Genomic DNA, 20,092 nt, shown 5'->3' on the forward strand with positions numbered 1-20,092 from the left:
TGGCGGCCAGTCAGTCCAGGCAGGAAACCGTCATGCGCAGGCCCACCATCAAGGACGTCGCCGAGCGGGCGAAGGTCTCGCTCAAGACCGTATCGCGGGTCATCAACAACGAACCATCGGTGATGCAGGCCACCCGCGCGCGGGTGCTGCGCGCGGTCGCCGAGCTGGACTACGAGCCGGATCCGTCGGCGCGCAACCTGCGCAGCAACACCACGTTCGTGATCGGGCTGGTCTACGACAATCCGAACCCGTACCACATCATCGGCGTGCAGAACGGGGTGCTGTCGGCCTGCCGCGAGACCGGCTTCGGCCTGCAGATCCATCCCTGCGACTCGACCTCGCCGATGCTGGCCGAGGAGCTGGCCGACTGGGTGCAGCGTTCGCGCCTGGCCGGGCTGGTGCTGACCGCGCCGATGTCCGAGCGCCCGGAGCTGGTGGCCGCGCTCAACGCGCGCGGGATCAAGACGGTGCGGATCATCGCCGCCACCGAGGACCCGGCCGACGGCGCCTGCGTGTTCGTGGACGACCGCGATGCCGCCTACGAGATCACCGAACACCTGATCCAGCTCGGCCACCAGCGCATCGGCTTCCTGTGGGGCGGGCCGGAGCACCGTTCCAGCGGCGAGCGCTATGCCGGCTACGAGGCGGCGCTGAAGGACTACGGCATCCCGCTGGACAAGCACCTGGTGATTCCCGGCGACTACACCTTCGACGATGGCTTCCGCGGCGCGCGCCGGCTGCTGGCGCTGCGCGAGCCGCCCACGGCGATCTTCGGCTCCAACGACGAAATCGCCGCCGGCGTGCTGGCGGCGGCCAACTCGGCAGGGCTGAACGTGCCCTACGACCTGTCGATCGCCGGTTTCGAGGACAGCCCGTTCTCGCGCCAGTCGTGGCCGGCACTGACCACCGCCAAGCAGGCCACCGGCGACATCGCCCGGCATGCCGCGCGGCTGCTGATCAGCCAGCTGCGCACCGACGCCTACGAGGACAACCCGCTGCAGCTGCAGAACCAGGGCTTCGTGCCGCAGCTGGTGGTGCGCGGCTCGACCGCGCCGTTGCGCCAGCAGCCGTTGCGGCCGCCTACCCCTTCCCCCGATCTTTCCGAGTAGAACCATGTTGCCCAGCGAGACCGAAACCCTGATGTTCAACGAGGCCGCTTCCAGCGCCTCGGTGATCGCCGCCCAGTTCGACCGCAACCAGGAGCGCGTGCGTGCACTGGCCGCGGACCTGCGCGAGAACCCGCCGCCGTTCGTGGTCACCTGCGCGCGCGGCAGCTCCGATCATGCCGCCACCTATGCCAAGTACCTGTTCGAGACGCGGCTGGGGCTGGTGACCGCTTCGGCCTCGCCTTCGGTGGGCTCGGTGTACGAAGCCAGGCAGAAGCTGCAGGGGGCGCTGTACCTGGTGATCTCGCAGTCCGGCAAGAGTCCGGACCTGCTGCGCAACGCCGAGGCGGCCAAGGCCGCCGGTGCGCGCGTGGTGGCGCTGGTCAACGTCGAGGATTCGCCGCTGGCGCAGCTGGCCGATACGGTGATCCCGCTCGGCGCGGGCGCCGAGCGCAGCGTGGCCGCGACCAAGAGCTACCTGGCGTCGCTGGCCGCGATCCTGCAGCTGTGCGCGTACTGGCGCGACGACCCGACCCTGATCGCCGCGCTCGACGCCCTGCCCGCGGCCCTGACCCAGGCCTGGCAGTGCGACTGGACCGCGCTCACTGAAGGCCTGGTCGATGCGCACAATCTGTTCGTCGTCGGTCGTGGTCCCGGGCTGGCCGCGGCACAGGAAGCCGCGCTCAAGTTCAAGGAAACCTGCGGCCTGCACGCCGAGGGCTACAGCTCGGCCGAGGTCAAGCACGGGCCGATGGCGCTGGTGGGCAAGGATTTCCCGGTGCTGGCCTTCGCCCAGCCGGACGAGACCGGCGCCGGCACCCGCGCCCTGGCCGACGAGTTCGCCGCGCGCGGCGCGCGTGTCTGGCTGGCGGGCGAGGGCGGCAACCTGCCGGTGGCGGTGGCCCCGCACCCGCTGTGCGCGCCGCTGCTGACGGTGCAGAGCTTCTACCGTGCGATCAACGCCCTGGCGCTGCGCAGGGGCCATAATCCAGACCTGCCGCCGCACCTGAACAAGGTGACCGAAACCGTCTGACCGCCACTCCCCGGCCTGCGCGACCGGCCGGGCGATGCGTCCGGCGAGCCAGGCACCTGATCCGGCCAGGCGCGGTCCGGGCATTCCCCCGCCGCCCCGGCATGGGCAGGGACGCGGCCGTTGTTCATCCTTCCCGCCCCCGGACGCGGGAGGGTATCCGGAAACCAGAAGATGACCCGCTACGCATTGACCAACGCCCGTGTCCTGGGCAACGACGACTTCCACTCCGGCCATGCGGTGCTGGTGCAGGACGGCAAGGTGGCCGCGGTGCTGCCCGAGGCGTCGCTGCCTGCGGGCGTGCCGCAGCACGATCTTGGCGGCGGCTGGCTGCTGCCGGGCTTCATCGACGTGCAGGTCAACGGCGGCGGTGGCGCATTGCTCAACAATGCCCCGGACGTGGCGTCGCTGCGCACGATGATGCGCGGACATCGGCGCTTCGGCACCACCGGCATGATGCCGACCCTGATCAGCGACGATGCGGCAGTGATGGCCCAGGCCATCGCCGCGGTGCGCCAGGCCATCGCCGAAGGCGTGCCCGGCATCCTCGGCATCCACCTGGAAGGCCCGTACATCGCGCCGGCACGCAAGGGCACCCACGACGCCGCCAAGTTCCGCGTGCCGGGGCCGGACGAGGTGGCGATGGCGACCTCGCTGGACAACGGTGTCACCGTGATCACGCTGGCGCCCGAGCGGGTTCCGGTGGAGACCATCAGGGCGATGGTCGGCAACGGCGCCATCGTCTGCGCCGGCCATACCGCGGCCAGCTACGAACAGACCCGCGCCGGCCTGGATGCGGGAATCAGCGGCTTCACCCACCTGTACAACGCGATGACGCCGCTGCAGGGGCGCGAGCCCGGCGTGGTCGGCGCCGCGCTGGAGGATCCGTACAGCTGGTGCGGGGTGATCGTCGATGGCGTGCACGTGCACCCGGCCAGCCTGCGCGTGGCGCTGGCGGCCAAGCCGCGCGGCAAGGTGCTGCTGGTGACCGACGCGATGCCGATGGTGGGCGCCGACGATCCTTCGTTCGCGCTGTATGGCGAGGTGATCACCGCCGTGGACGGCGTGGTGCGCAATGCCGCCGGCTCGCTGGCCGGTTCGGCGCTGGACATGGCCAGCGCCGTGCGCAATACCGTCGACCTGCTCGGGCTGCCCCTGGCCGAAGCCGCGCGCATGGCCTCGACCTACCCGGCGCAGTTCCTGCGCGTGGACGACCGCTATGGGCACATCGCGGCGGGTTACCAGGCGGATTTCGTGTTGTTGGATGACGCCCTGCAGGTGCAGGCGACGTGGATCGCGGGGCAGCGGGAGTAAGGGAGCTCCTCTCCCTTCGAGCGCCCGCGCCGCTGGCGTGGAGCGCGGAGCGGGAGGGGACGGGCGGAGCCTCGTAGCGTTTGATCGTACGAAGCCCCGTTTTGATCGGCGCTGGGCAACGGCAACGGCAACGGCTTTCGCTCCCGCTTCGGTGAGCGGGTTACTTCTCTTTGCTCGTGCAAAGAGAAGGTAGCCAAGGCAAAGCACGCCCTGCCTTCGCGCCCACGGCACCGACATGCCGTGGGTCCACTCCGCGGCCGGGATTTTTCGACGCGACATCCCTGTCCCGTCGAAAAACGACGTGCATCCCTGCACGTCGGCCCTTGCGGGGTCTTGTCCGGCGGCTCCGTCACTGCGGAAGGGAACCCGGCAATTCAGAATCGCGAGCAACAGCAACAGCAACAGCAACAGGCCTCTGCGTGTGGTTCCGGCAAAGGCGGCAGTTGTTTTCAACAGACCGAAGTGCCGGTCAATCGCTTTTCAACGCATCGCCATCAGTTTCCGACACCTGATCGCACGGGACACCCTCGATGACCAGTTCCCCATCCAGCCAGACACCCACCCGCTTTGCATCGGTCGATGCCCTGCGCGGCATCACTGTCGCGGCCATGCTGCTGGTCAACAACCCGGGCACCTGGAGCCATGTGTATGCGCCACTGGAACATGCGCAATGGCATGGGTGCACGCCCACCGACCTGGTTTTTCCGTTCTTCCTGGTGATTGTCGGCGTGTCGATCGCGCTGGGCGTGGTGCCCCGGGTCGAGCAGGGCGCCGACCGCGCCGCGCTGACCCGCACCGTGCTGGTGCGGGCGGCGCGCATCGTCGGCCTGGGCCTGCTGCTGCACCTGCTGGCGTGGTGGTGGCTGGATCTGGCGCATTACCGTCCGCTGGGGGTGCTGCAGCGCATCGGCGTGTGTTTCGCCGCCGTCGGCGTGCTGGCGATCTGGTCGCGCGCGGCCACGCAGTGGACCTGCCTGCTGCTGTTGCTGTTCGGCTACGCGGCGCTGTTGGCGGCCGGTGGCACCCTCGAGCCGTGGCACAACCTGCCCAGTCGCGTGGACACCATGCTGTTCGGCGACATGGCTTACCGGTACGACGCCGCCACCGGCCTGGGGCATGATCCCGAAGGACTGCTTTCGACGCTTGGCGCGCTGGCCTCGACCCTGATCGGCCTGCGTGCCGGCGCCCTGCTGCGCGACGGTCACCCGGCGCGCCTGCTGCCCGCGGCCATCGTGCTGTTGGTGCTGGGGGCGCTGTGGTCGACCTGGCAGCCGCTCAACAAGAACCTCTGGACCCCGTCCTACGTGCTGTGGACCGCTGGCTGGGCGCTGGCGGCGCTGTGGCTGGCGCACATGCTCATCGACCGCATGCAGTGGCCGCCGCTGGGGCGGCGCTTCGGCGTCAACGCGATCACCGCCTACGCCGGCTCCGGGGTGACGGTGCTGGCGCTGCTGGGCACCGGCGGCTGGGGTTGGCTGTACGGCAATGTGTTCGACCGCTGGATCACCCCGCTGGCCGGGGCCGAAGCCGCCTCACTGGCGATGGCCATCGCCTTCGTCGCCGTCTGGTGGCTGCCGGTGTGGTGGCTGGACCGGCGCCGGATCTACCTGAAGATCTAGCGGGCTTTTCAATGAGCTGTTCTATCCTGCATCGGTATGGGTGCTCCAAGGGATGGAACCAGGATGTGCAGGAAGCAGAAGTTTGGGATGGCGGTGGCGGTGTGGTTGGTGACACTGTGGGCGCTCCCCGCCATGGCCGGCCCGGTACCGTCTTTGCCTGCCCGGGAGCAGATGCTGGGCCTCCTGGAACGCAAGGCGCTGCACCGCGACCGGGTCGACTGGATGACGTTGCGTCGTGATCTTGCCGCGACGGGTGATCCCGAACGGCAACGCAGGCTGCTGGCCGAGGCCATCAACCGCGCGACCGCCGGTCATGGCGGGTGGATGTCGGCCGAAGAACTGCGTGACAGGTCCCGCAGGACTGAGCACACGGCCCCGGTGGTGCCGGCTGCGGGAGCGATCGCGGAGCCGGGGACCGAGCGGATCGACGCGCGGCTTGGTCTGGTCAGCGTCGGCCCCTATCTGCTCGACCTGGGTCTCCCGCGCGAGTTGCAGCGGGATGCCGAGCGCCGGCATGCGCAGCGTCTGCAGGATGCCCTCTGGCGACAGGATGACGGCAGTCGCTGTGGCTGGATCGTGGACCTGGCCGAGAATACCGGCGGCAACATGTGGCCGATGCTGCTTGGCGTGGGGCCGCTGTTGCGCGGGCGGGTCGATGGGCCGGATGTCGTCGGTTACTTCTTCGACGGTGCCAACCTGCAGTCTTGGCGCTATCGGGAAGGGGCGGTATGGGTGGGCGACGCTTCGCTACTGGTTCCGGACAATGCGACTCGTCGCCTGCGAAGGCCGGATGCCCCGGTTGCGGTGCTCCATTCCGGGCGTACCGCCAGCTCCGGCGAAGCCATCGTGCTTGCGCTGCGCGGACGTCCGGCCAGCCGAAGTTTCGGCACGCCGACGATGGGCTATTCCACCGGCAACGTTCCATTGACGCTGGTCGATGGCAGCACGCTGCTGCTCACCACCACGGTGATGAAGGACCGCAACGGCATTGGCGATGGCAGTCGCATCGTGCCCGATGTTGCTGCGGCGCGACGCGCCGACGCGATGCGATTGGCGCAGGTATGGTTGCTGTCCCAACCGGCCTGCTCCGGAAAACCTGCGGCAGCGCGCTGGAAAGCCGGGGCCGGGGCCCAGTTCCCTTGAAGAATGCACTCTGACCCCGGCTTTTCTCCTCCATCGCCTCAGCGGGCTGCGCCGATGGCGTTGATCCTGGCCCGCTTCAAGGCTTCGCCCACGGCCGGGCCGCTCAGGCCTTCGGCGGCGAGGTCGCGTGCGTTGATCGCCAGCGCCGCGGCGTGCAGGCGCAGCAGGGTGGCACGCTGGGGATAGTCGCTGTCCTCGAAGCCGAGCCGGCCGCGCTTGTCGCATTCGCAGGCCAGCGCCATCTGCGCGATGCGTTCCGGGCGCCGGAAGCCGTCGCAGCGCTGGAGCAGTTCCAGCACGGTGGCGTCGCGCAGCTCGTCGATGCGGTGCACGTTGAGGTGCTCGCGGCACACCGCCGCGGCCAGCTGGCGGTGGTCGGCGGGAATCCGCAGCCGGTCGCACAGCGCCGCCAGTGGCTTCAGCCCGCGCTGTTCGTGCATGACATGGCGCGGCAGCTGGTCTGCCGGGGTGAGCGCCTTGCCGAGATCGTGGGTGAGCGCGGCGAAGCCGACCAGGTCGTCGCCCGGCGCCAGCGTTGCGGCCATGTCGCTGACCATTTCCTGGTGCACCCCGGTGTCTACTTCCGGGTGGAACTCGATGCGCTGCGGGATGCCGTACAGCGCGGCCACTTCCGGCAGGATCGGTGCCAGCGCGCCGGTATCGTGCAGGGTGCGCAGGAACGCCGAAGGGCGCGCTGCGCGCAGCGCCTTGCGCAGTTCCTGCCAGATGCGTTCGGGTACCAGCGCGTCCAGTTCGCCGCTGGCGGCGATCTCCCGCATCAGTGCGGCGGTTTCCGGGGCGAGGGTGAACCCCAGCGGTGCGAAGCGCGCCATGAACCGTGCCGCGCGCAGTACCCGCAGCGGATCCTCGACGAAGGCCGGGCCGACGTGGCGCAGCACCCGCGCCTGGATGTCACGCGCGCCGCCCCAGGGATCGACCAGCGCGCCGCTGTCCTCGTCGCAGGCGATGGCATTGATGGTGAAGTCGCGGCGTTGCAGGTCCTGTTCCAGCGTCACCGACGGATCGGCGTCGACGACGAAGCCGCGGTAGCCGCGCCCGCTCTTGCGCTCGGTGCGCGCCAGCGCGTGTTCCTCGCCGGTATGCGGGTGCAGGAACACCGGGAAGTCGCGGCCGACGGCCTTGAAGCCACGTGCCTCCATCTCCTGCTGGGTGGCGCCGACCACCACCCAGTCGCGGTCGCCCGCATCCAGCCCCAGCAGCCGGTCGCGGACCGCGCCGCCGACCAGGTAGGTCTTCATGCGCCGTCCTTCACTGCCGGGCAGGCGAAACCGCGCGAGGCCGGGACGTTGCGGCCGGCGATGCGGTCGCCCAGCGGCACCGCCTTGCCGTTGAGGCGCCAGTCGTAGATCACGCTGAACGCAAGCACGCGCGCGACGTACTCGCGCGTCTCCTTGTAGCTGATGGTCTCGATCCAGAAGTCCGGGTCGAAACCGGGCCGCTGCGACTGCCAGCGCGCCGTCGGCGTGGGCCCGGCGTTGTAGGCGGCGATGGTGACGTAGGGCAGGCCGCCGTAGGTGTCCAGCAGCTGCCGCAGGTAGGCGGTGCCGATGGCGATGTTGGTGTCCGGATCATAGAGGCTGGCCGCGCCGCCGTAGCCGCTCAGTCCGATCCGCCTGGCGACGCTGGCGCCGGTGGCGGGCAGCACCTGCATCAACCCGAGGGCGTTGGCCGGCGAGCGCGCGTTGGGGTTGAAGGTGCTCTCGGCGCGGATCTCGGCGGCGACCCACGCCGGGTCCAGCGCGTTGCGCGCCGCTTCGCGGCGGATGGTGTCGTCGTGGTACAGCGGGAACCGCAGCGCGTACAGGCGCATCTCCTGCGGCCCCTTGAGGGCGAACACGGCGCGGTCGAACCAGCCCGCTTCACCCGCCACTTCGACGGCGAGCCAGCGCCGGGTATCGTCGAACCGCGACAGCGCGTCGGCCCATTCGCGCGCGGCCCAGGTGGCGCGGTCGATGCGGAACAGCTCCAGCGCCCGCACCAGTGCCGGGTCGCGGGCCACCGCCGCACGCGTCTGCGGGTCGCTGCCGGGGTTCCACGGGCACAGCGCATAGGGCTGGCGCAGCTTGTCCGCGGCGAGGAAGCCGTGGAAGGTCGGTTCGGTGGCGACGGCGCGGTACAGCGGCGCCGCCTCGGCGGCCCTGCCGGTCTTTTCCAGCAGCCGCGCCTCGAACCAGCGCCAGCGCGAGTCGCCACGCTGGCCCGCGGGCATCGCGCGGATCGCGGCCAGCGCCGAGGGCCAGTCGCCGCGCGCCATCGCTTCGCGCGCGCGCCATTCGTGCAGGCGTTCGTCGTACGCCGATTCCGGTACCGCGGCCAATCGCCGCGCCGAGTCCGGCAGGTACGAGGCCACCGTCCACAGCGCGATCTGGTAGCGCACCTGCGCCTGTTGCCCGGCATCCAGCGCCAGTGCCTGCGCGTACTGCGGCAGCTGCCGCTCGGCGGCATCGGGGTCGGTCCGCGCCAGCCTGGCCAGGCCATCGGTGGCGATGCGGCGGCTGCGCTCGGTCCTGGGCCAGTTCAGGGCGCGTGCGTCGGGCTTGTCGACGAAGGTGGCGTAGTCGTTGGCCTGTGCCAGCTCGGCGGCGGGCAGGCCGCGTGCGGCAGCGCGCATCACCCCGGGCTGCTGTGCGTCGGCGGCCGCATCGATGCGTTCCCAGCGCAGCGCCGGTGTCAGCCCGCCGCGCTCGGCGAGGCCGGCGAACACCGGGTCGCACGCATCGGGCAGGGACTTGCCGCTGCTGCGCCACAGCGCCTGCGCATCGCGGATCCAGCCGGCATCGGCCTTGCCGGTGGCCAGGCGTGCGTTGAGCTCGGCGCACTGCAGGCCGGGGTCGTTGCTGGGCCGCCAGTTGGCGAGCAGGGTGGGCCAGTCCTGGCGCCGCGCCAGCGCCGGCAGCCACGCGGCGCGGAACGCATCGGCCACGGCCTGGCCCTGGTAGCGCTTGAGGAAGTCCAGCGCCTGCGGCGTGTCCACGGTGTCGATGCCACGACGCAGCGCGCTGTACTCGAGCCAGCCGTACAGCGGGTGGTTGCGCAGGCCCGCGGTCGCGGCGGCATCGAACTGGCCGCGTTCGGCGTTGTCGATGGCCACGCGCATGGCGGCGCGCTGGGCGTCGAGGGTCTGTGCGCCGGTGCCGGTACAGGCCAGCAGCAGGGACGCGGCGAAAGGCAGCAGGCAGATATTCCGTTTCATTGGCAAAGCATAGCCGGGCGCTCGTCAACAGCGCCGCGGCGATCCCGGCTCGTGCATGAACGTGGCCCGCGGCCAGCCCGTGAGCCGCAACGGTGGCTGAACGCCGGTCTCCAGCAGTCTGCTGCCCGCGGGTGCGGGCGGCGTAGTGTCGATTGCGAGGCGTGCCGCCTCGCCGAAGGAGCGGAGCATGGCATTCAGTGCAGCTGGAAGTTCCGGGCCGATCGCCGATATCAACGTCACGCCGCTGGTGGACGTGATGCTGGTGCTGCTGATCATCTTCATCGTCACCGCGCCGCTGGTGTCCTGGCCGATTCCGGTGGACCTGCCGCAGCCCACTACCCCCCAGGTGCCGCGCGTGGATCCGCCACCGCCGATCGAGTTGCGGGTGGATGCGGCCAACCAGCTCACCTGGAATGGCCAGGCGCTGCCGATCGCCGCGCTGCAGTCGCGGCTGCAGGAGCAGGCGCGACTGCATGCCGGCAACCTGCCGGAACTGCGCATCGATGCCAGCCCCGATGCCGAGTACGACACGATGGCCAAGGTGCTGGCGGCGGCCGACAACGCACGGATGGAACGCATCGCCTTCCTGCGATGAGGGGTTTGCCGGGCCGCCCGTGGTGATGGGCGGCCCGCGGCGCGGCGCCGCCGGGCGCAGGCGCACTACACTACGCCCATGCAGACTTCCCGATTCGCGCCACTGTTGCCGGCGCTGGCGGTGCTCGGCTCGGTGACTTCGCTGGCCATCGGCACGTCCTATGCCAAACACCTGTTCCCGCTGATCGGCGCCCAGGGCACCAGCGCGCTGCGCGTGGGCTTCTCGGCGCTGTTCCTGCTGCTGTTGTGGCGGCCCTGGCGCTGGCATACCAGCCGCGTCGACGGCGTCGCGATCCTGCGCTACGGGCTGGCGCTGGGGGTGATGAACCTGCTGTTCTACATGGCGCTGCGCACGATTCCGTTCGGCATCGCGGTGGCCATCGAGTTCATCGGACCGCTGGCGGTGGCGATGTTCTCCTCGCGGCGACCGATCGATTTCCTGTGGGTCGGCTGCGCGCTGGCCGGGCTGTTGTTGTTGCTGCCGTTGAGCGGCGGGCCGGCGCTGGACGTGGCCGGCGTGCTGTATGCGCTGGGTACCGCGGCCTGCTGGGCGCTGTACATCGTGTTCGGCAAGCGTGCCGGGCACCTGCATGCCGGGCACTCGGTATCGCTGGGCGTGGCGGTCGCGGCGCTGGTGGTGGTGCCGGTAGGCGTGGCCCATGCCGGCACGGCACTGCTGCAGCCGTCGATCCTGCTGGCCGGGCTGCTGGTGGCGGTGGTGTCCAGCGCGATCCCCATGTCGCTGGAGATGATGGCGCTCAAGCGCCTGCCGAAGGAGACCTTCGGCATCCTGATCAGCATGGAGCCTGCGGTGGCCGCGCTGTGGGCCCTGCTGCTGCTGCACGAACAGCTGTCCGGCCTGCAGTGGCTGGCGATCGGCTGCACGGTGCTGGCTTCGGTGGGCAGCGCGGCGACCGCGCGGCGCCGGCCGCCGCCCGCGGCAGCCGTGGTGACGTGAGACCAACGGTACGGCCCGGCGTGCCGGGCCAGGCCGCGCCGGAGGCATGGCCGGGTGCGGCCGGATCAGCGCAGGCTGTTGCCCGGTACCTCGACCTGCATCTCCACCGCCAGATGGTCCGAATGGGCCGCGGCGACGGCGCCGGTCTCGAGCGTGCGCAGGCTGTCGCTGACCAGGATGTGGTCGATGGCCCGGTCCGGGCGCCAGCTGGGGAAGGTGGGCACCAGGCAGCCGGGCGGTTGCAACCGCGTCTTGCGGTACAGCACCTGCATTTCCGGGCGCTCGGCCTTGCAGTTGAAATCGCCCATCAGCACCGCGTTGGGGTAGTCGGACATCAGGTCGGCGATGAAATCCAGCTGCGACAGGCGCGAGCCCACCCCCAGCGACAGGTGCGCGACGGCGACCGCCAGCCCCTCGCGGCCATCGCCGAAGCGGGCCAGCAGCACGCCGCGGCCACCGATGCGGCCGGGCAGGGCGTGATCCTGCACTTCCACCGGCTCCAGCCGGCTGAGCAGGCCATTGGCGCTGGAGGCGACGCCGCCCATGCGCCGGTTGGGCTGGTGGCTCCAGTAGTTGAAGCCGGCGCGCTGCGCCAGGTAGTGGGTCTGGTTGGTGAAGCCCGAGCGCAGGCTGCCGGGATCGGCCTCCTGCAGGCCGACGATGTCGCGGCCACTGGCGAGCTTGGCGATCGCGTCCAGGCTGGAGCGCTTGCTGCCCGACGGCAGCGCGTGCGACCAGCTGCGGGTCACGTAGTCGCTGTAGCGGCGCGTGCTGGAGCCGGCCTGGATGTTGGCCGTGAGCAGGCGCAGGGTGTGGGTGGGGGATTTCACGGCGGTGGAACAAGGGCCTCGTGTCGACGAGGCCCTTGATACATTACTTGGCGTTGGCGGCGCGTTCGCGTGCGATCAGGTGGTCGGCGATGCGCAGCATGTCCTCGTAGCTCTTGCCCTTGACCAGGTACTTGCCGTTGACGATCAGCGACGGCGTGCCGGTGATCTTGCTGCGCTGGGCGAACTGCTTGGCGCGATTGGTCTTGGCCACCACCGAGAAGCTGCCCATGGTGTCGGCGAAGGTCTTCGGGTTGACGCCGAACTTGGCGTAGAAGTTGGCGATGTCCTCGACCGAATCGCGGCCCAGCTCGCCCTTGAGCGACTGCTCGACGTGGATGGCCGAGTACAGCGCGTCGTGGGTCTTCTCCTGCACGCCCAGCGCCTCTGCGGCATAGAAGGCGCGGCCGTAGTCATCCCACATGCTGCCGAACATGGCAGGCACGTAGACGAAGTTGACGTCCGACGGCAGGCCCGCCTTCCACGGCCCGATCAGCGGCTGGAAGCGCGCGCAGGCCGGGCAGACGTAGCCGAAGACCTCGGCCACTTCGATCTTGCCGGTTGCCGGCTGGATCGGCTGGCCGCCGTCGATCACCAGGTAATCGGTGCCGGCCACCGGCTCGGGGCCGACCAGGCGCGCCTGCGCCGGTACCGGGGTGTTCTCCGCGTTCTGCGCGGCGGCGGCCTGCTCGCCGGATGCTGCCGGCGTGGCGGTGCCTTCGGCTGCAGCTTCGGCGGCCGGGGCGGGGGCGGCAGCCGGCTGCTCGGCGGCCGGCGCGACGGCGTCGGCGGAGCCGTCCTGGGCCTTGCAGGCCACCATCAACGGGAGCAGGGCCGCCAGGGCCAGTACGAAACGGATCTTCATGGGTGGATCTCCAGCAGGGATTCGTCGGGTCGTCAGGCCGCCAGCGGCGACCGCGGGGCGCATGATGACATTATCCGCGGCAGCGGCTGAACCGGTTCGCGGAAGGTTCCGTCGCGGGCTCAGCGGCGCCGGGCGGCCGCGCGCTCGCGCTCCACCAGGGCGCCGGCGATGCGCAGCTGGTCCTCGAAGCTGCGGCCCTTGACCAGATACTTGCCGTTGACGACCAGCGCCGGCGTACCGGGCACCCGTACGCGCATGGCAAAGGCGCGCGCGGCCTTCACCCTGGCATCGGTCTGCTCGCTGCGCAGCGCATCGGTGTAGCGCTGCGGCTGTACCCCGTAGGCGGCATAGAAGGTCGCCAGTTCATCCGGCGACACGTTCTGCATCGGCAGGCTGCCCCGCTCGTGCAGGGCCTTGAACACATCGGCGTGGCTGCGCTTGAGCACACCGGTCTGCTCGGCGGCGTAGAAGGCGCGTGCATAGGCGTCCCAATGGCCGCCGAAGGCAGCGGGCACCGCGGTGAAGCGGACGTCGGCCGGCAGCCTGGCGACCCAGGCTTCAAGCAGGGGCTCGAAGTGGGCGCAGTGGATGCAGGGGTAGCCGAACACCTCGACCACCTCGATCTTGCCGGCCAGCGGCGCGAACGGGCCGGGCTCGGCGATCAGCTCATAGTCCCGGCCTTCCACCGGCGCGGTGCCGTCGGCGGCACAGGCGGTCAGCGGCAGCAGCAGGGCCAGCAGCAGAGGGAACAGGCGAAGGAAGTACGTCATCGAGAGTCTCCAGCTGGAAAAAGAGACGCCGACCGCAGGGGTCGGCGTATCCGGGAACAAGGCGGCCCGTCGCCGTGGCGACCGGTACCGTCAGGTGCTCAACGGGCCGCGGCCACGGCCACGTCGTCGGCGCGCGCATGCAGGCCCTGCACGTAGCTGGCCAGCGCCTGGATTTCCTGCTCGGTGAGCTTGCCGGCCACCTGGGCCATGATCCGGAACTGCGACGGATCGGTTTCCTGGGTCTGGCCCGCCTGGTAGTGCTGCAGGCGCTGGGTGACATACATGGCGTGCTGGCCGCCGATGTGCGGGTAGGCCGGGCCGGGATTGCCGGCGCCGGTCGGGCCGTGGCAGGCCATGCACGCCGGGATCTCGCGGCTGGCATCGCCATTGCGGTACAGCTTCTGGCCGATTTCGTAGAACTTCATGCCGGCATACGGGCCGTCGGCGATGGCGGTGTCGTCGGCCACGCCGGCGCCGGACTTCTGGCGGGCGAAGAAGGCGCCGATGTCACGCATGTCCTGCGCGGTCATGCCCTGCACGAACGGCAGCATGGCGGCGACCGCGCCTTCGGTGCGCTGGCCGCCGGCGATCAGGGCCAGCTGGCGGGCGATGTAGCGCTCGCTCTGGCCGGCCAGCCGCGGATACATCTCCACGGCGGAGTTGCCGTCGGCGCCATGGCAGGCAGCGCAGGCCTGTGCCTTGCCTTCGCCGGCCTCGGCGTCGCCGGGCAGGGTCTTGCTGAGGTCGATCTCCAGCGGTGCGGTCTGCACCGGCGCGTTGTCGGGCACGGGCGTGACCGAACTCTGTGCGAACGCGACGACGGCGATCAGCGGGATGACAAGGGCAGAAACGGCTAGGACACGAGCGTGGCGCATGCAGAAGCTCCGTGTGGAACGGGCCGGGCAGGTCTGCGCCGGCATCGACCGGATTATCCACGCCGATTCATGGCAGGGTCAACGCACGGGCGCCAGCGGGGGCCCCGGCATGCGATCCTATGCGCATGTCACAGCTCCTAGAACGCGCCCGTTATCTGCTTTCGGCCCACAATGCCCGGCAATTGCCGCCGGACGAAGGGGCCGAGGTGGCATTCGCCGGGCGCTCCAACGCCGGCAAGTCCAGCGCGCTCAACGCGCTGACCCGCCAGAACGCGCTGGCCCGCGTCTCCAAGACGCCGGGCCGCACCCAGCAACTGGTGTACTTCCAGGTCACGCCCGAGGCGCACCTGGTCGACCTGCCCGGCTACGGCTACGCCAAGGTCCCGCAGGAACTGCAGGCGCACTGGCAGGCCTTCATCGACAACTACTTCCGCACCCGCGACGCGCTCAAGGGGCTGGTGGTGGTGATGGACATCCGCCACCCGCTCAAGGACTACGACCGGCAGATGCTGGCCTATGCGGTGCAGCGCGGGCTGCCGGCGCATGCGCTGCTGACCAAGGCCGACAAGCTCGGCCGCGGCCAGCAGGCGCAGACCCTGCAGAAGGTGCGCAAGGACATGGCCGCCGCGTTCGGCGACCTGGTCAGCGTGCAGACCTTCTCCGGCGAGTCGAAACAGGGCGTGGACGAGGCCCGCGCGGTGATCGGCGGCTGGCTGGGCCTGTAACGCCGGCACCAGGCGGGCACTCCAGCCCGTTCCCATGCACCACGCGTCACGCACCCGCCCGGTGCCTGCTGCTCCATCGCCCGGCCAGGCTGGAACGTGGCGGGGGCACAGCCCCCTGAGTCAGGGGGCCCGCGGTCTGCGGCGCGGACCGTGGGGCGCCAGCGCGCAGCGCGCGCGTGTCACAGCGGCGAGAACTCGCCCGACACCCAGGCGAATGCCGTGCCCTCCCGGCGCACGTGCCCCAGGCCGGGGAACGGCAGGTGAGCGCCGGCCACCCACCATCCGCCCGCCGCGGCCTCGGCCATCAGCCGGCGGCGGCTGGCAATGGCAGCGGTGCGGTCGCTGTCGGCTTCGTAGCTGGCATCGGGCCGTGCGAACTGGACCGCGTGGAAGTGCACGATGTCGCCCCAGACCAGCAGTTGCTGGCCGTCGCCGCCGTCGATCCGCCAGGAGACATGGCCCGGGGTGTGGCCGTGGCTGTCCAGCGCGGTGATGCCGGCGGGCAGGGCATCGCCTGCGACGAAAGGTCGCAGGCGCCCGGCCGCGGCATACGGCGCCACCGCGCTGCGCGCCATCGGGAAGGCGAAACGCAGTGCTTGCGGCGCGCCGGCTTCGCTGGCCGGGTCCAGCCAGTAACCGGCATCGGCCTGCGACAACCACACCGTGGCGTTGGCGAACGCCGCCTTGCCCTCGGCGTCGAGCAGCCCGCACAGGTGATCCGGGTGGGCGTGGGTCAGCAGCACGTCGTCGACCTCGGCCGGGTCGTAGCCGGCGGCGCGCAGGTTGGCCAGTACCTGGCCCAGGCCGGGGCCGAAGCACTGCGCGGCCCCGGTATCGACCAGCGCCAGGTGGCCGCCGCGCTGTACCAGGTAGGCGTTGACCGCGGTCTGCAGGCCCTTGCCGTCCTCGGGCACGTAGCCGTGCTCGAGCAGGCGGGTGACCACGCCCGGGGCGATGCCGGTGAGCGCCTGCCGCGGCAGGGCCACGGTGCCGTCGAACAGCGCGGTTACGCGCACGTCGCCGATCTGCTGGTGATACACGCCGGGGACCTGTGTGCGCGGGACATGCGTGGTGCCGGCGTGGGCGCCGGCGGTGGCCAGCAGCAGGGCCAGGGCGAGGGGGCGAAGGGCAGCGCGGGGCATGGGCGGTTCCGTCAGGGGCGGCATTGCCGCGGAGCCGCCATGTTGCCGCCGGCCATGCCTGCGATGCGCTCGGAATGCGGCGCGATCCGCTCACCGCTGCCGCGCCGTCAGTGGTTGCCGATGGCGGACGGGTCCATCCCGTAGCGTTCGCAGAAGCGCCGGCTGAAGCTGGACAGCGAGCGGTAGCCGACGCGCGCGGCCACCGTCTTCAGCGGCAGGCGGGTGGTGTAGAGCAGCTGCATCGCCTGCGCCAGCCGGGCATCGCCGATGAGTTCGCGCAGGCCGAGCCGTTCGCTGGCCAGGCGCCGGCGCAGGGTGGCACCGCTGATGCCCAGGTGCTGTTCGAAATCGCGCGACTGCCAGCTGCGTCCGGGCTGGGCGGCAACCAGGTCGCGGATGCGCTCGCCCAGGCCGGGTTCCGGCGCGACCAGCAGGCTGCCGTGGCCGGACGCGCAGAACGCCACGGTCATCGTGGCCAGCGCCAGCCGCGCCGAGGTGTAGTCGCCGTGCTCCAGTGCCTGGCGCCATTGCAGCAGCTCGGTGCCATGCGCGGCCAGCGACAGCCGCGCCAGCGGGTCGCCGGCGTCCGGCAGCGGCCCGCTCCACAGGCTGCGCGTGGCGGACAGCACTTCGTCGCACAGCGGCACGATGGCGCTGAGATACAGGCCGCTGTCGGGGTCGGGCACGTTGACCACGTCGATCCGGCAGCGGCGGGTGATCAGGAACAGGTCGCCGGGGCCGAACTCCAGCACCTGCTGCGCGGTACGGACGTGCTTGCGTCCCTGCAGCAGGATGGCGAACTGCGGCCGCGGGATCTCGACCGAGGACGCGCCATGTTCGCGGCGCGCGGTGATGCAGGCATAGTCGCCGGCGTTCTGGCAGTCGGCCAGCGTCGCCAGCCGTTCCAGCAGCGCGTGGGGTGCCGCCGCCAAGGGCGCCATCAACCGGCGAGGTGGGTGTCGAACAGGTTGCCGATGACCGCCGCCGCGCCCATCGCCAGCGCACCCCAGAACACCACCCGCAGCGCGCCGCGCAGGCGCGACGCACCGCCGGCGTGTGCGGCCATCGCGCCGGTGATGCACAGGCCGAGCAGGGTGGAAACGGTGGTGATCTGCGCAACGTAGGCGTAGGGGGCAAGCAGCGCGGTCAGCACCGGCAGGATCGCACCGACGACGAACGCGCCTGCCGAGGCCAGCGCCGCCTGCAGCGGCCGCGCGCGCAGTTCCTCGGTGATGCCCAGCTCGTCGCGCGCGTGCGCGCCGAGCGCGTCGTGCGCGGTGAGCTGCACGGCCACCTCGTGCGCCAGTTCGGGCGTCAGCCCGCGCCGCCGGTAGATGCCGGCCAGTTCTTCCAGTTCGGTATGCGGGTCTTCGCGCAGCTCGCGGCGTTCCAGCGCCAGGTCGGCCTGCTCGGTATCGGCCTGCGACTGCACCGAGACGTACTCGCCGGCGGCCATCGACATGGCGCCGGCCACGGTGCCGGCGACGCCGGTGGCCAGGATGGTGGAGGCTGACGCGCCGCTGGCGGCGATGCCGACCACCAGGCCGGCGACCGAGACGATGCCGTCGTTGGCCCCGAGCACGGCGGCGCGCAGCCAGCCGACACGTTCGGAGCGATGGGTTTCGATGTGCCGGGTCGGTTTCATGGCCGCAGTGTAGGACGGCACGTGGACCGTTGGTGAAAACGACTCGCAGCTGCGCTGGCGGGGCCGGTCAAGTCGCCGCCGGTGGGATGCTGAAAACCGTCACCGCGACATGCCGCCGCTGGGGGCCGCGATATAGTGCGCGCTCGGGAGCTGTTCGCGATCCATCGCGGGCGAGGGCCGGTGGCCCGTGGCGGAGCCGAGCAGGCGCAGCGTGCGTGGATGCGCGCCTTGCCGGCGCTGGACGGGGCGCGGGGACGAGCGCGACGGACTGCGGGCCGGTTCTTGTGATGCCGGGGGAAGGCCCCCATTTCCCGCCCAGCCAGAATACTGCGAGCCAGCCCTTGTCGAGCCCCAGCCACGTTGCCGATACGCCCATTACCGACCGCTCGCAGCTGGTGGAGGTGATCGCTTCCGGCGAGAAGCCGCGCCCGCAGTGGCGCATCGGCACCGAGCACGAGAAGTTCGGGTTCCGCCTGGACGACCTGCGCCCGCCGACGTTCGAGGGCGAGCGCGGCATCCAGGCGCTGCTGACCGGGCTGACCCGTTTCGGCTGGGAGCCGGTGCAGGAGAACGGCAACACCATCGCCCTGCTGCGCGACGGCGCCTCGGTGACGCTGGAGCCGGCCGGCCAGCTCGAGTTGTCCGGCGGCGCGCTGGAGAGCATCCACCAGACCTGCGTGGAAACCGGCACCCACCTCAACGAGGTGGCGCAGGTGGCCGGCGAACTGCAGCTCGGCTTCCTGGGCATGGGCTTCCAGCCCAAGTGGACGCGCGCTGACATGCCGTGGATGCCCAAGGGCCGCTACCGCATCATGCGCGAGTACATGCCCCGGGTCGGCTCGCTCGGCCTGGACATGATGACCCGCACCAGCACGGTCCAGGTCAACCTGGACTACGCCTCCGAGGCGGACATGGTGAAGAAGTTCCGGGTGTCGCTCGCGCTGCAGCCGATCGCCACCGCGCTGTTCGCCGATTCGCCGTTCACCGAAGGCGCGCCGAACGGCTACCTCAGCTACCGTTCGCACATCTGGACCGACACCGATGCCGACCGCACCGGCATGCTCGACTTCGTGTTCGAGGACGGCTTCGGTTACGAGCGCTACGTCGACTACCTGCTCGACGTGCCGATGTACTTCTCCTACCGCGACGGCGTCTACCACGACGCCAGCGGCAAGTCGTTCCGTCGCTTCCTCAAGGGGCAGCTGGACGTACTCCCGGGCGCGCTGCCGACGCTGCGCGACTGGTCCGACCACATGACCACCGCCTTCCCCGAGGTGCGGCTGAAGAAGTACCTGGAAATGCGCGGCGCCGACAGCGGCCCTTGGAGCCGGATCTGCGCGTTGCCGGCGTTCTGGGTGGGCCTGCTGTACGACGATGCCGCGCTGGATGCGGCCTGGGACCTGGTCAAGGATTTCAGCCTGGCCGAGCGCCATGCGCTGCGCGACGGCGTGCCGCGGCTGGCGCTGCACCTGCCGTTCCGCGGGGGCAGCGTGCGCGACCTGGCGCGGCGCGCGCTGGATATCTCGCGCGAGGGCCTGCGCCGCCGCGCCGCGCTCAACGGCGACGGCCAGGACGAGACCCGTTTCCTCGACGTCCTGCAGGAGATCGTGGACTCGGGCAAGACCGCCGCCGAACGCAAGCTGGACCTGTTCCATGGGGCATGGAACGGCAGCGTCGACCCGGTGTTCCGCGAGTTCGCCTACTGATCCGGCACCCTGGCGCGTTGCTAGACTGCCTGCTTCCTTGACGGAGGCAGGCGCATGGGCGACACGACGGACGAGATCGTCTTCTACACCCACCCGCAATCGCGCGGCCGCATCGTGCGCTGGATGCTGGAGGAGGTCGGGCAGCCGTACCGCACCGAAGTGCTGGGTTACGGCGAGAGCATGAAGTCGCCGGCCTACCTGGCGATCAACCCGATGGGCAAGGTGCCAGCCATCGTCCACCGCGGGGTGGTGGTGACCGAGGCCGCGGCCATCTGCAGCTACCTGGCCGATGCGTTCCCGAGGGCCGGGCTGGCGCCGGCACAGGACGACCCGCTGCGCGGCAGTTATTTCCGCTGGCTGTTCTTCGCCGCCGGGCCGGTGGAGGCCGCGGTCAGCGCCAAGGCGTTCGGCCTGCTGGCGCCGCCGGACAAGGCGGGTACGGTCGGTTATGGCAGTTTCGAGCAGATGGCCGATACGCTGGAGAAGGCTGCTGCCGGCGCCGCGCCCTGGCTGCCCAGGTAGACGTCGGCGGCGCTGAAACGCTCGCCCAGCAGCCAGG

General features: G+C 70.7%; 18 protein-coding genes and 1 pseudogene. 10 read left to right on the top strand and 9 right to left on the bottom strand.

Features of this window, described 5'->3' with window-relative positions:
• The first annotated feature begins 32 nt into the window (after positions 1–32).
• From ABB33_RS08245 to ABB33_RS08265, 5 genes are all read left to right on the top strand, one after another.
• On the top strand, positions 33–1,109 hold the full coding sequence (locus ABB33_RS08245) for a LacI family DNA-binding transcriptional regulator (RefSeq protein WP_056931820.1): 1,077 nt from the start codon (positions 33–35) through the stop codon (positions 1,107–1,109).
• 4 nt (positions 1,110–1,113) lie between these two features.
• The gene (locus tag ABB33_RS08250; protein WP_054662975.1) at positions 1,114–2,139 is read left to right on the top strand and encodes an SIS domain-containing protein; all 1,026 of its coding nucleotides are present in this window, start codon (positions 1,114–1,116) and stop codon (positions 2,137–2,139) included.
• 171 nt (positions 2,140–2,310) lie between these two features.
• On the top strand, positions 2,311–3,450 hold the full coding sequence (nagA, locus tag ABB33_RS08255; protein ID WP_054662978.1) for an N-acetylglucosamine-6-phosphate deacetylase: 1,140 nt from the start codon (positions 2,311–2,313) through the stop codon (positions 3,448–3,450).
• 530 nt (positions 3,451–3,980) lie between these two features.
• Positions 3,981–5,069 carry an acyltransferase family protein gene (locus ABB33_RS08260; RefSeq protein ID WP_056931809.1) on the top strand — a complete coding sequence of 363 codons (1,089 nt, stop codon included), beginning with the start codon at positions 3,981–3,983 and terminating at the stop codon, positions 5,067–5,069.
• Positions 5,070–5,132: 63 nt separating this feature from the next.
• Positions 5,133–6,212 (top strand): S41 family peptidase, encoded by a 1,080-nt coding sequence (locus ABB33_RS08265; RefSeq protein WP_056931810.1) that lies wholly within the window; start codon positions 5,133–5,135, stop codon positions 6,210–6,212.
• Between the two features lie 38 nt (positions 6,213–6,250).
• On the opposite strand, the gene ABB33_RS08270 is transcribed toward ABB33_RS08265, so the two are convergent.
• Both ABB33_RS08270 and ABB33_RS08275 read right to left on the bottom strand, forming a co-directional pair.
• Complete coding sequence (locus ABB33_RS08270) at positions 6,251–7,471, bottom strand: multifunctional CCA addition/repair protein (protein WP_056931811.1); 1,221 nt, start codon at positions 7,469–7,471, stop codon at positions 6,251–6,253.
• Positions 7,468–9,426, bottom strand: a complete 1,959-nt coding sequence (locus tag ABB33_RS08275) for a transglycosylase SLT domain-containing protein (RefSeq protein ID WP_056931812.1) — start codon at positions 9,424–9,426, stop codon at positions 7,468–7,470. The genes ABB33_RS08270 and ABB33_RS08275 overlap by 4 nt, the downstream gene beginning before the upstream one ends.
• A 187-nt stretch (positions 9,427–9,613) precedes the next feature.
• Between ABB33_RS08275 and ABB33_RS08280 the strand changes: the two genes are divergently transcribed.
• Both ABB33_RS08280 and ABB33_RS08285 read left to right on the top strand, forming a co-directional pair.
• Positions 9,614–10,021, top strand: coding sequence for an ExbD/TolR family protein (locus ABB33_RS08280; protein ID WP_056931813.1), 408 nt, complete (start codon positions 9,614–9,616; stop codon positions 10,019–10,021).
• A gap of 78 nt (positions 10,022–10,099) precedes the next feature.
• Entirely contained in the window at positions 10,100–10,978 is an 879-nt protein-coding gene (locus ABB33_RS08285) for an EamA family transporter (RefSeq protein ID WP_056931814.1), read from the top strand.
• A gap of 65 nt (positions 10,979–11,043) precedes the next feature.
• Here ABB33_RS08285 and ABB33_RS08290 read toward each other — a convergent pair whose 3' ends face one another.
• The 4 genes from ABB33_RS08290 to ABB33_RS08305 form a co-directional block, all read right to left on the bottom strand.
• A complete protein-coding gene (locus ABB33_RS08290; protein ID WP_182212923.1) occupies positions 11,044–11,781 on the bottom strand; it encodes an endonuclease/exonuclease/phosphatase family protein in 738 nt (245 codons plus the stop codon).
• Positions 11,782–11,851: 70 nt separating this feature from the next.
• Positions 11,852–12,670: a thiol:disulfide interchange protein DsbA/DsbL gene (locus ABB33_RS08295; protein ID WP_054663002.1), complete on the bottom strand. Its 819-nt coding sequence runs from the start codon at positions 12,668–12,670 to the stop codon at positions 11,852–11,854.
• A gap of 119 nt (positions 12,671–12,789) precedes the next feature.
• Positions 12,790–13,440 carry a thiol:disulfide interchange protein DsbA/DsbL gene (locus ABB33_RS08300; protein WP_056931815.1) on the bottom strand — a complete coding sequence of 217 codons (651 nt, stop codon included), beginning with the start codon at positions 13,438–13,440 and terminating at the stop codon, positions 12,790–12,792.
• Between the two features lie 98 nt (positions 13,441–13,538).
• Positions 13,539–14,315 carry a c-type cytochrome gene (locus ABB33_RS08305; protein WP_054663008.1) on the bottom strand — a complete coding sequence of 259 codons (777 nt, stop codon included), beginning with the start codon at positions 14,313–14,315 and terminating at the stop codon, positions 13,539–13,541.
• A gap of 125 nt (positions 14,316–14,440) precedes the next feature.
• Between ABB33_RS08305 and yihA the strand changes: the two genes are divergently transcribed.
• Complete coding sequence (yihA, locus tag ABB33_RS08310) at positions 14,441–15,040, top strand: ribosome biogenesis GTP-binding protein YihA/YsxC (RefSeq protein WP_054663011.1); 600 nt, start codon at positions 14,441–14,443, stop codon at positions 15,038–15,040.
• A gap of 179 nt (positions 15,041–15,219) precedes the next feature.
• Here the strand turns inward: yihA and ABB33_RS08315 are convergent, their stop codons facing one another.
• From ABB33_RS08315 to ABB33_RS08325, 3 genes are all read right to left on the bottom strand, one after another.
• Complete coding sequence (locus ABB33_RS08315; protein ID WP_056931816.1) at positions 15,220–16,182, bottom strand: MBL fold metallo-hydrolase; 963 nt, start codon at positions 16,180–16,182, stop codon at positions 15,220–15,222.
• Positions 16,183–16,289: 107 nt separating this feature from the next.
• Positions 16,290–17,123 (bottom strand): helix-turn-helix transcriptional regulator, encoded by an 834-nt coding sequence (locus tag ABB33_RS08320; protein WP_054663018.1) that lies wholly within the window; start codon positions 17,121–17,123, stop codon positions 16,290–16,292.
• Positions 17,123–17,827, bottom strand: a complete 705-nt coding sequence (locus tag ABB33_RS08325; RefSeq protein WP_054663021.1) for a VIT1/CCC1 transporter family protein — start codon at positions 17,825–17,827, stop codon at positions 17,123–17,125. The genes ABB33_RS08320 and ABB33_RS08325 overlap by 1 nt, the downstream gene beginning before the upstream one ends.
• Positions 17,828–18,168: 341 nt before the next feature.
• Between ABB33_RS08325 and ABB33_RS08330 the strand changes: the two genes are divergently transcribed.
• Both ABB33_RS08330 and ABB33_RS08335 read left to right on the top strand, forming a co-directional pair.
• Positions 18,169–19,533, top strand: coding sequence for a glutamate--cysteine ligase (locus ABB33_RS08330; RefSeq protein WP_056931817.1), 1,365 nt, complete (start codon positions 18,169–18,171; stop codon positions 19,531–19,533).
• Positions 19,534–19,587: 54 nt separating this feature from the next.
• Positions 19,588–20,031 (top strand): annotated as a pseudogene (locus ABB33_RS08335) (glutathione S-transferase family protein); the annotation flags it as partial.
• Between the last annotated feature and the right edge of the window lie 61 nt (positions 20,032–20,092).

The sequence above is a fragment of the Stenotrophomonas acidaminiphila genome, from assembly GCF_001431595.1.
GTDB lineage: Bacteria > Pseudomonadota > Gammaproteobacteria > Xanthomonadales > Xanthomonadaceae > Stenotrophomonas > Stenotrophomonas acidaminiphila.

Bases quoted from the DNA above. Each gene is read 5' to 3' on its own strand.
- ABB33_RS08245 (WP_056931820.1), top strand. From the start codon at position 33: ATGCGCAGGCCCACCATCAAGGACGTCGCCGAGCGGGCGAAGGTCTCG.
- ABB33_RS08250 (WP_054662975.1), top strand. From the start codon at position 1,114: ATGTTGCCCAGCGAGACCGAAACCCTGATGTTCAACGAGGCCGCTTCC.
- nagA (WP_054662978.1), top strand. From the start codon at position 2,311: ATGACCCGCTACGCATTGACCAACGCCCGTGTCCTGGGCAACGACGAC.
- ABB33_RS08260 (WP_056931809.1), top strand. From the start codon at position 3,981: ATGACCAGTTCCCCATCCAGCCAGACACCCACCCGCTTTGCATCGGTC.
- ABB33_RS08265 (WP_056931810.1), top strand. From the start codon at position 5,133: ATGTGCAGGAAGCAGAAGTTTGGGATGGCGGTGGCGGTGTGGTTGGTG.
- ABB33_RS08270 (WP_056931811.1), bottom strand. From the start codon at position 7,471: ATGAAGACCTACCTGGTCGGCGGCGCGGTCCGCGACCGGCTGCTGGGG.
- ABB33_RS08275 (WP_056931812.1), bottom strand. From the start codon at position 9,426: ATGAAACGGAATATCTGCCTGCTGCCTTTCGCCGCGTCCCTGCTGCTG.
- ABB33_RS08280 (WP_056931813.1), top strand. From the start codon at position 9,614: ATGGCATTCAGTGCAGCTGGAAGTTCCGGGCCGATCGCCGATATCAAC.
- ABB33_RS08285 (WP_056931814.1), top strand. From the start codon at position 10,100: ATGCAGACTTCCCGATTCGCGCCACTGTTGCCGGCGCTGGCGGTGCTC.
- ABB33_RS08295 (WP_054663002.1), bottom strand. From the start codon at position 12,670: ATGAAGATCCGTTTCGTACTGGCCCTGGCGGCCCTGCTCCCGTTGATG.
- ABB33_RS08300 (WP_056931815.1), bottom strand. From the start codon at position 13,440: ATGACGTACTTCCTTCGCCTGTTCCCTCTGCTGCTGGCCCTGCTGCTG.
- ABB33_RS08305 (WP_054663008.1), bottom strand. From the start codon at position 14,315: ATGCGCCACGCTCGTGTCCTAGCCGTTTCTGCCCTTGTCATCCCGCTG.
- yihA (WP_054663011.1), top strand. From the start codon at position 14,441: ATGTCACAGCTCCTAGAACGCGCCCGTTATCTGCTTTCGGCCCACAAT.
- ABB33_RS08315 (WP_056931816.1), bottom strand. From the start codon at position 16,182: ATGCCCCGCGCTGCCCTTCGCCCCCTCGCCCTGGCCCTGCTGCTGGCC.
- ABB33_RS08320 (WP_054663018.1), bottom strand. From the start codon at position 17,123: ATGGCGCCCTTGGCGGCGGCACCCCACGCGCTGCTGGAACGGCTGGCG.
- ABB33_RS08325 (WP_054663021.1), bottom strand. From the start codon at position 17,827: ATGAAACCGACCCGGCACATCGAAACCCATCGCTCCGAACGTGTCGGC.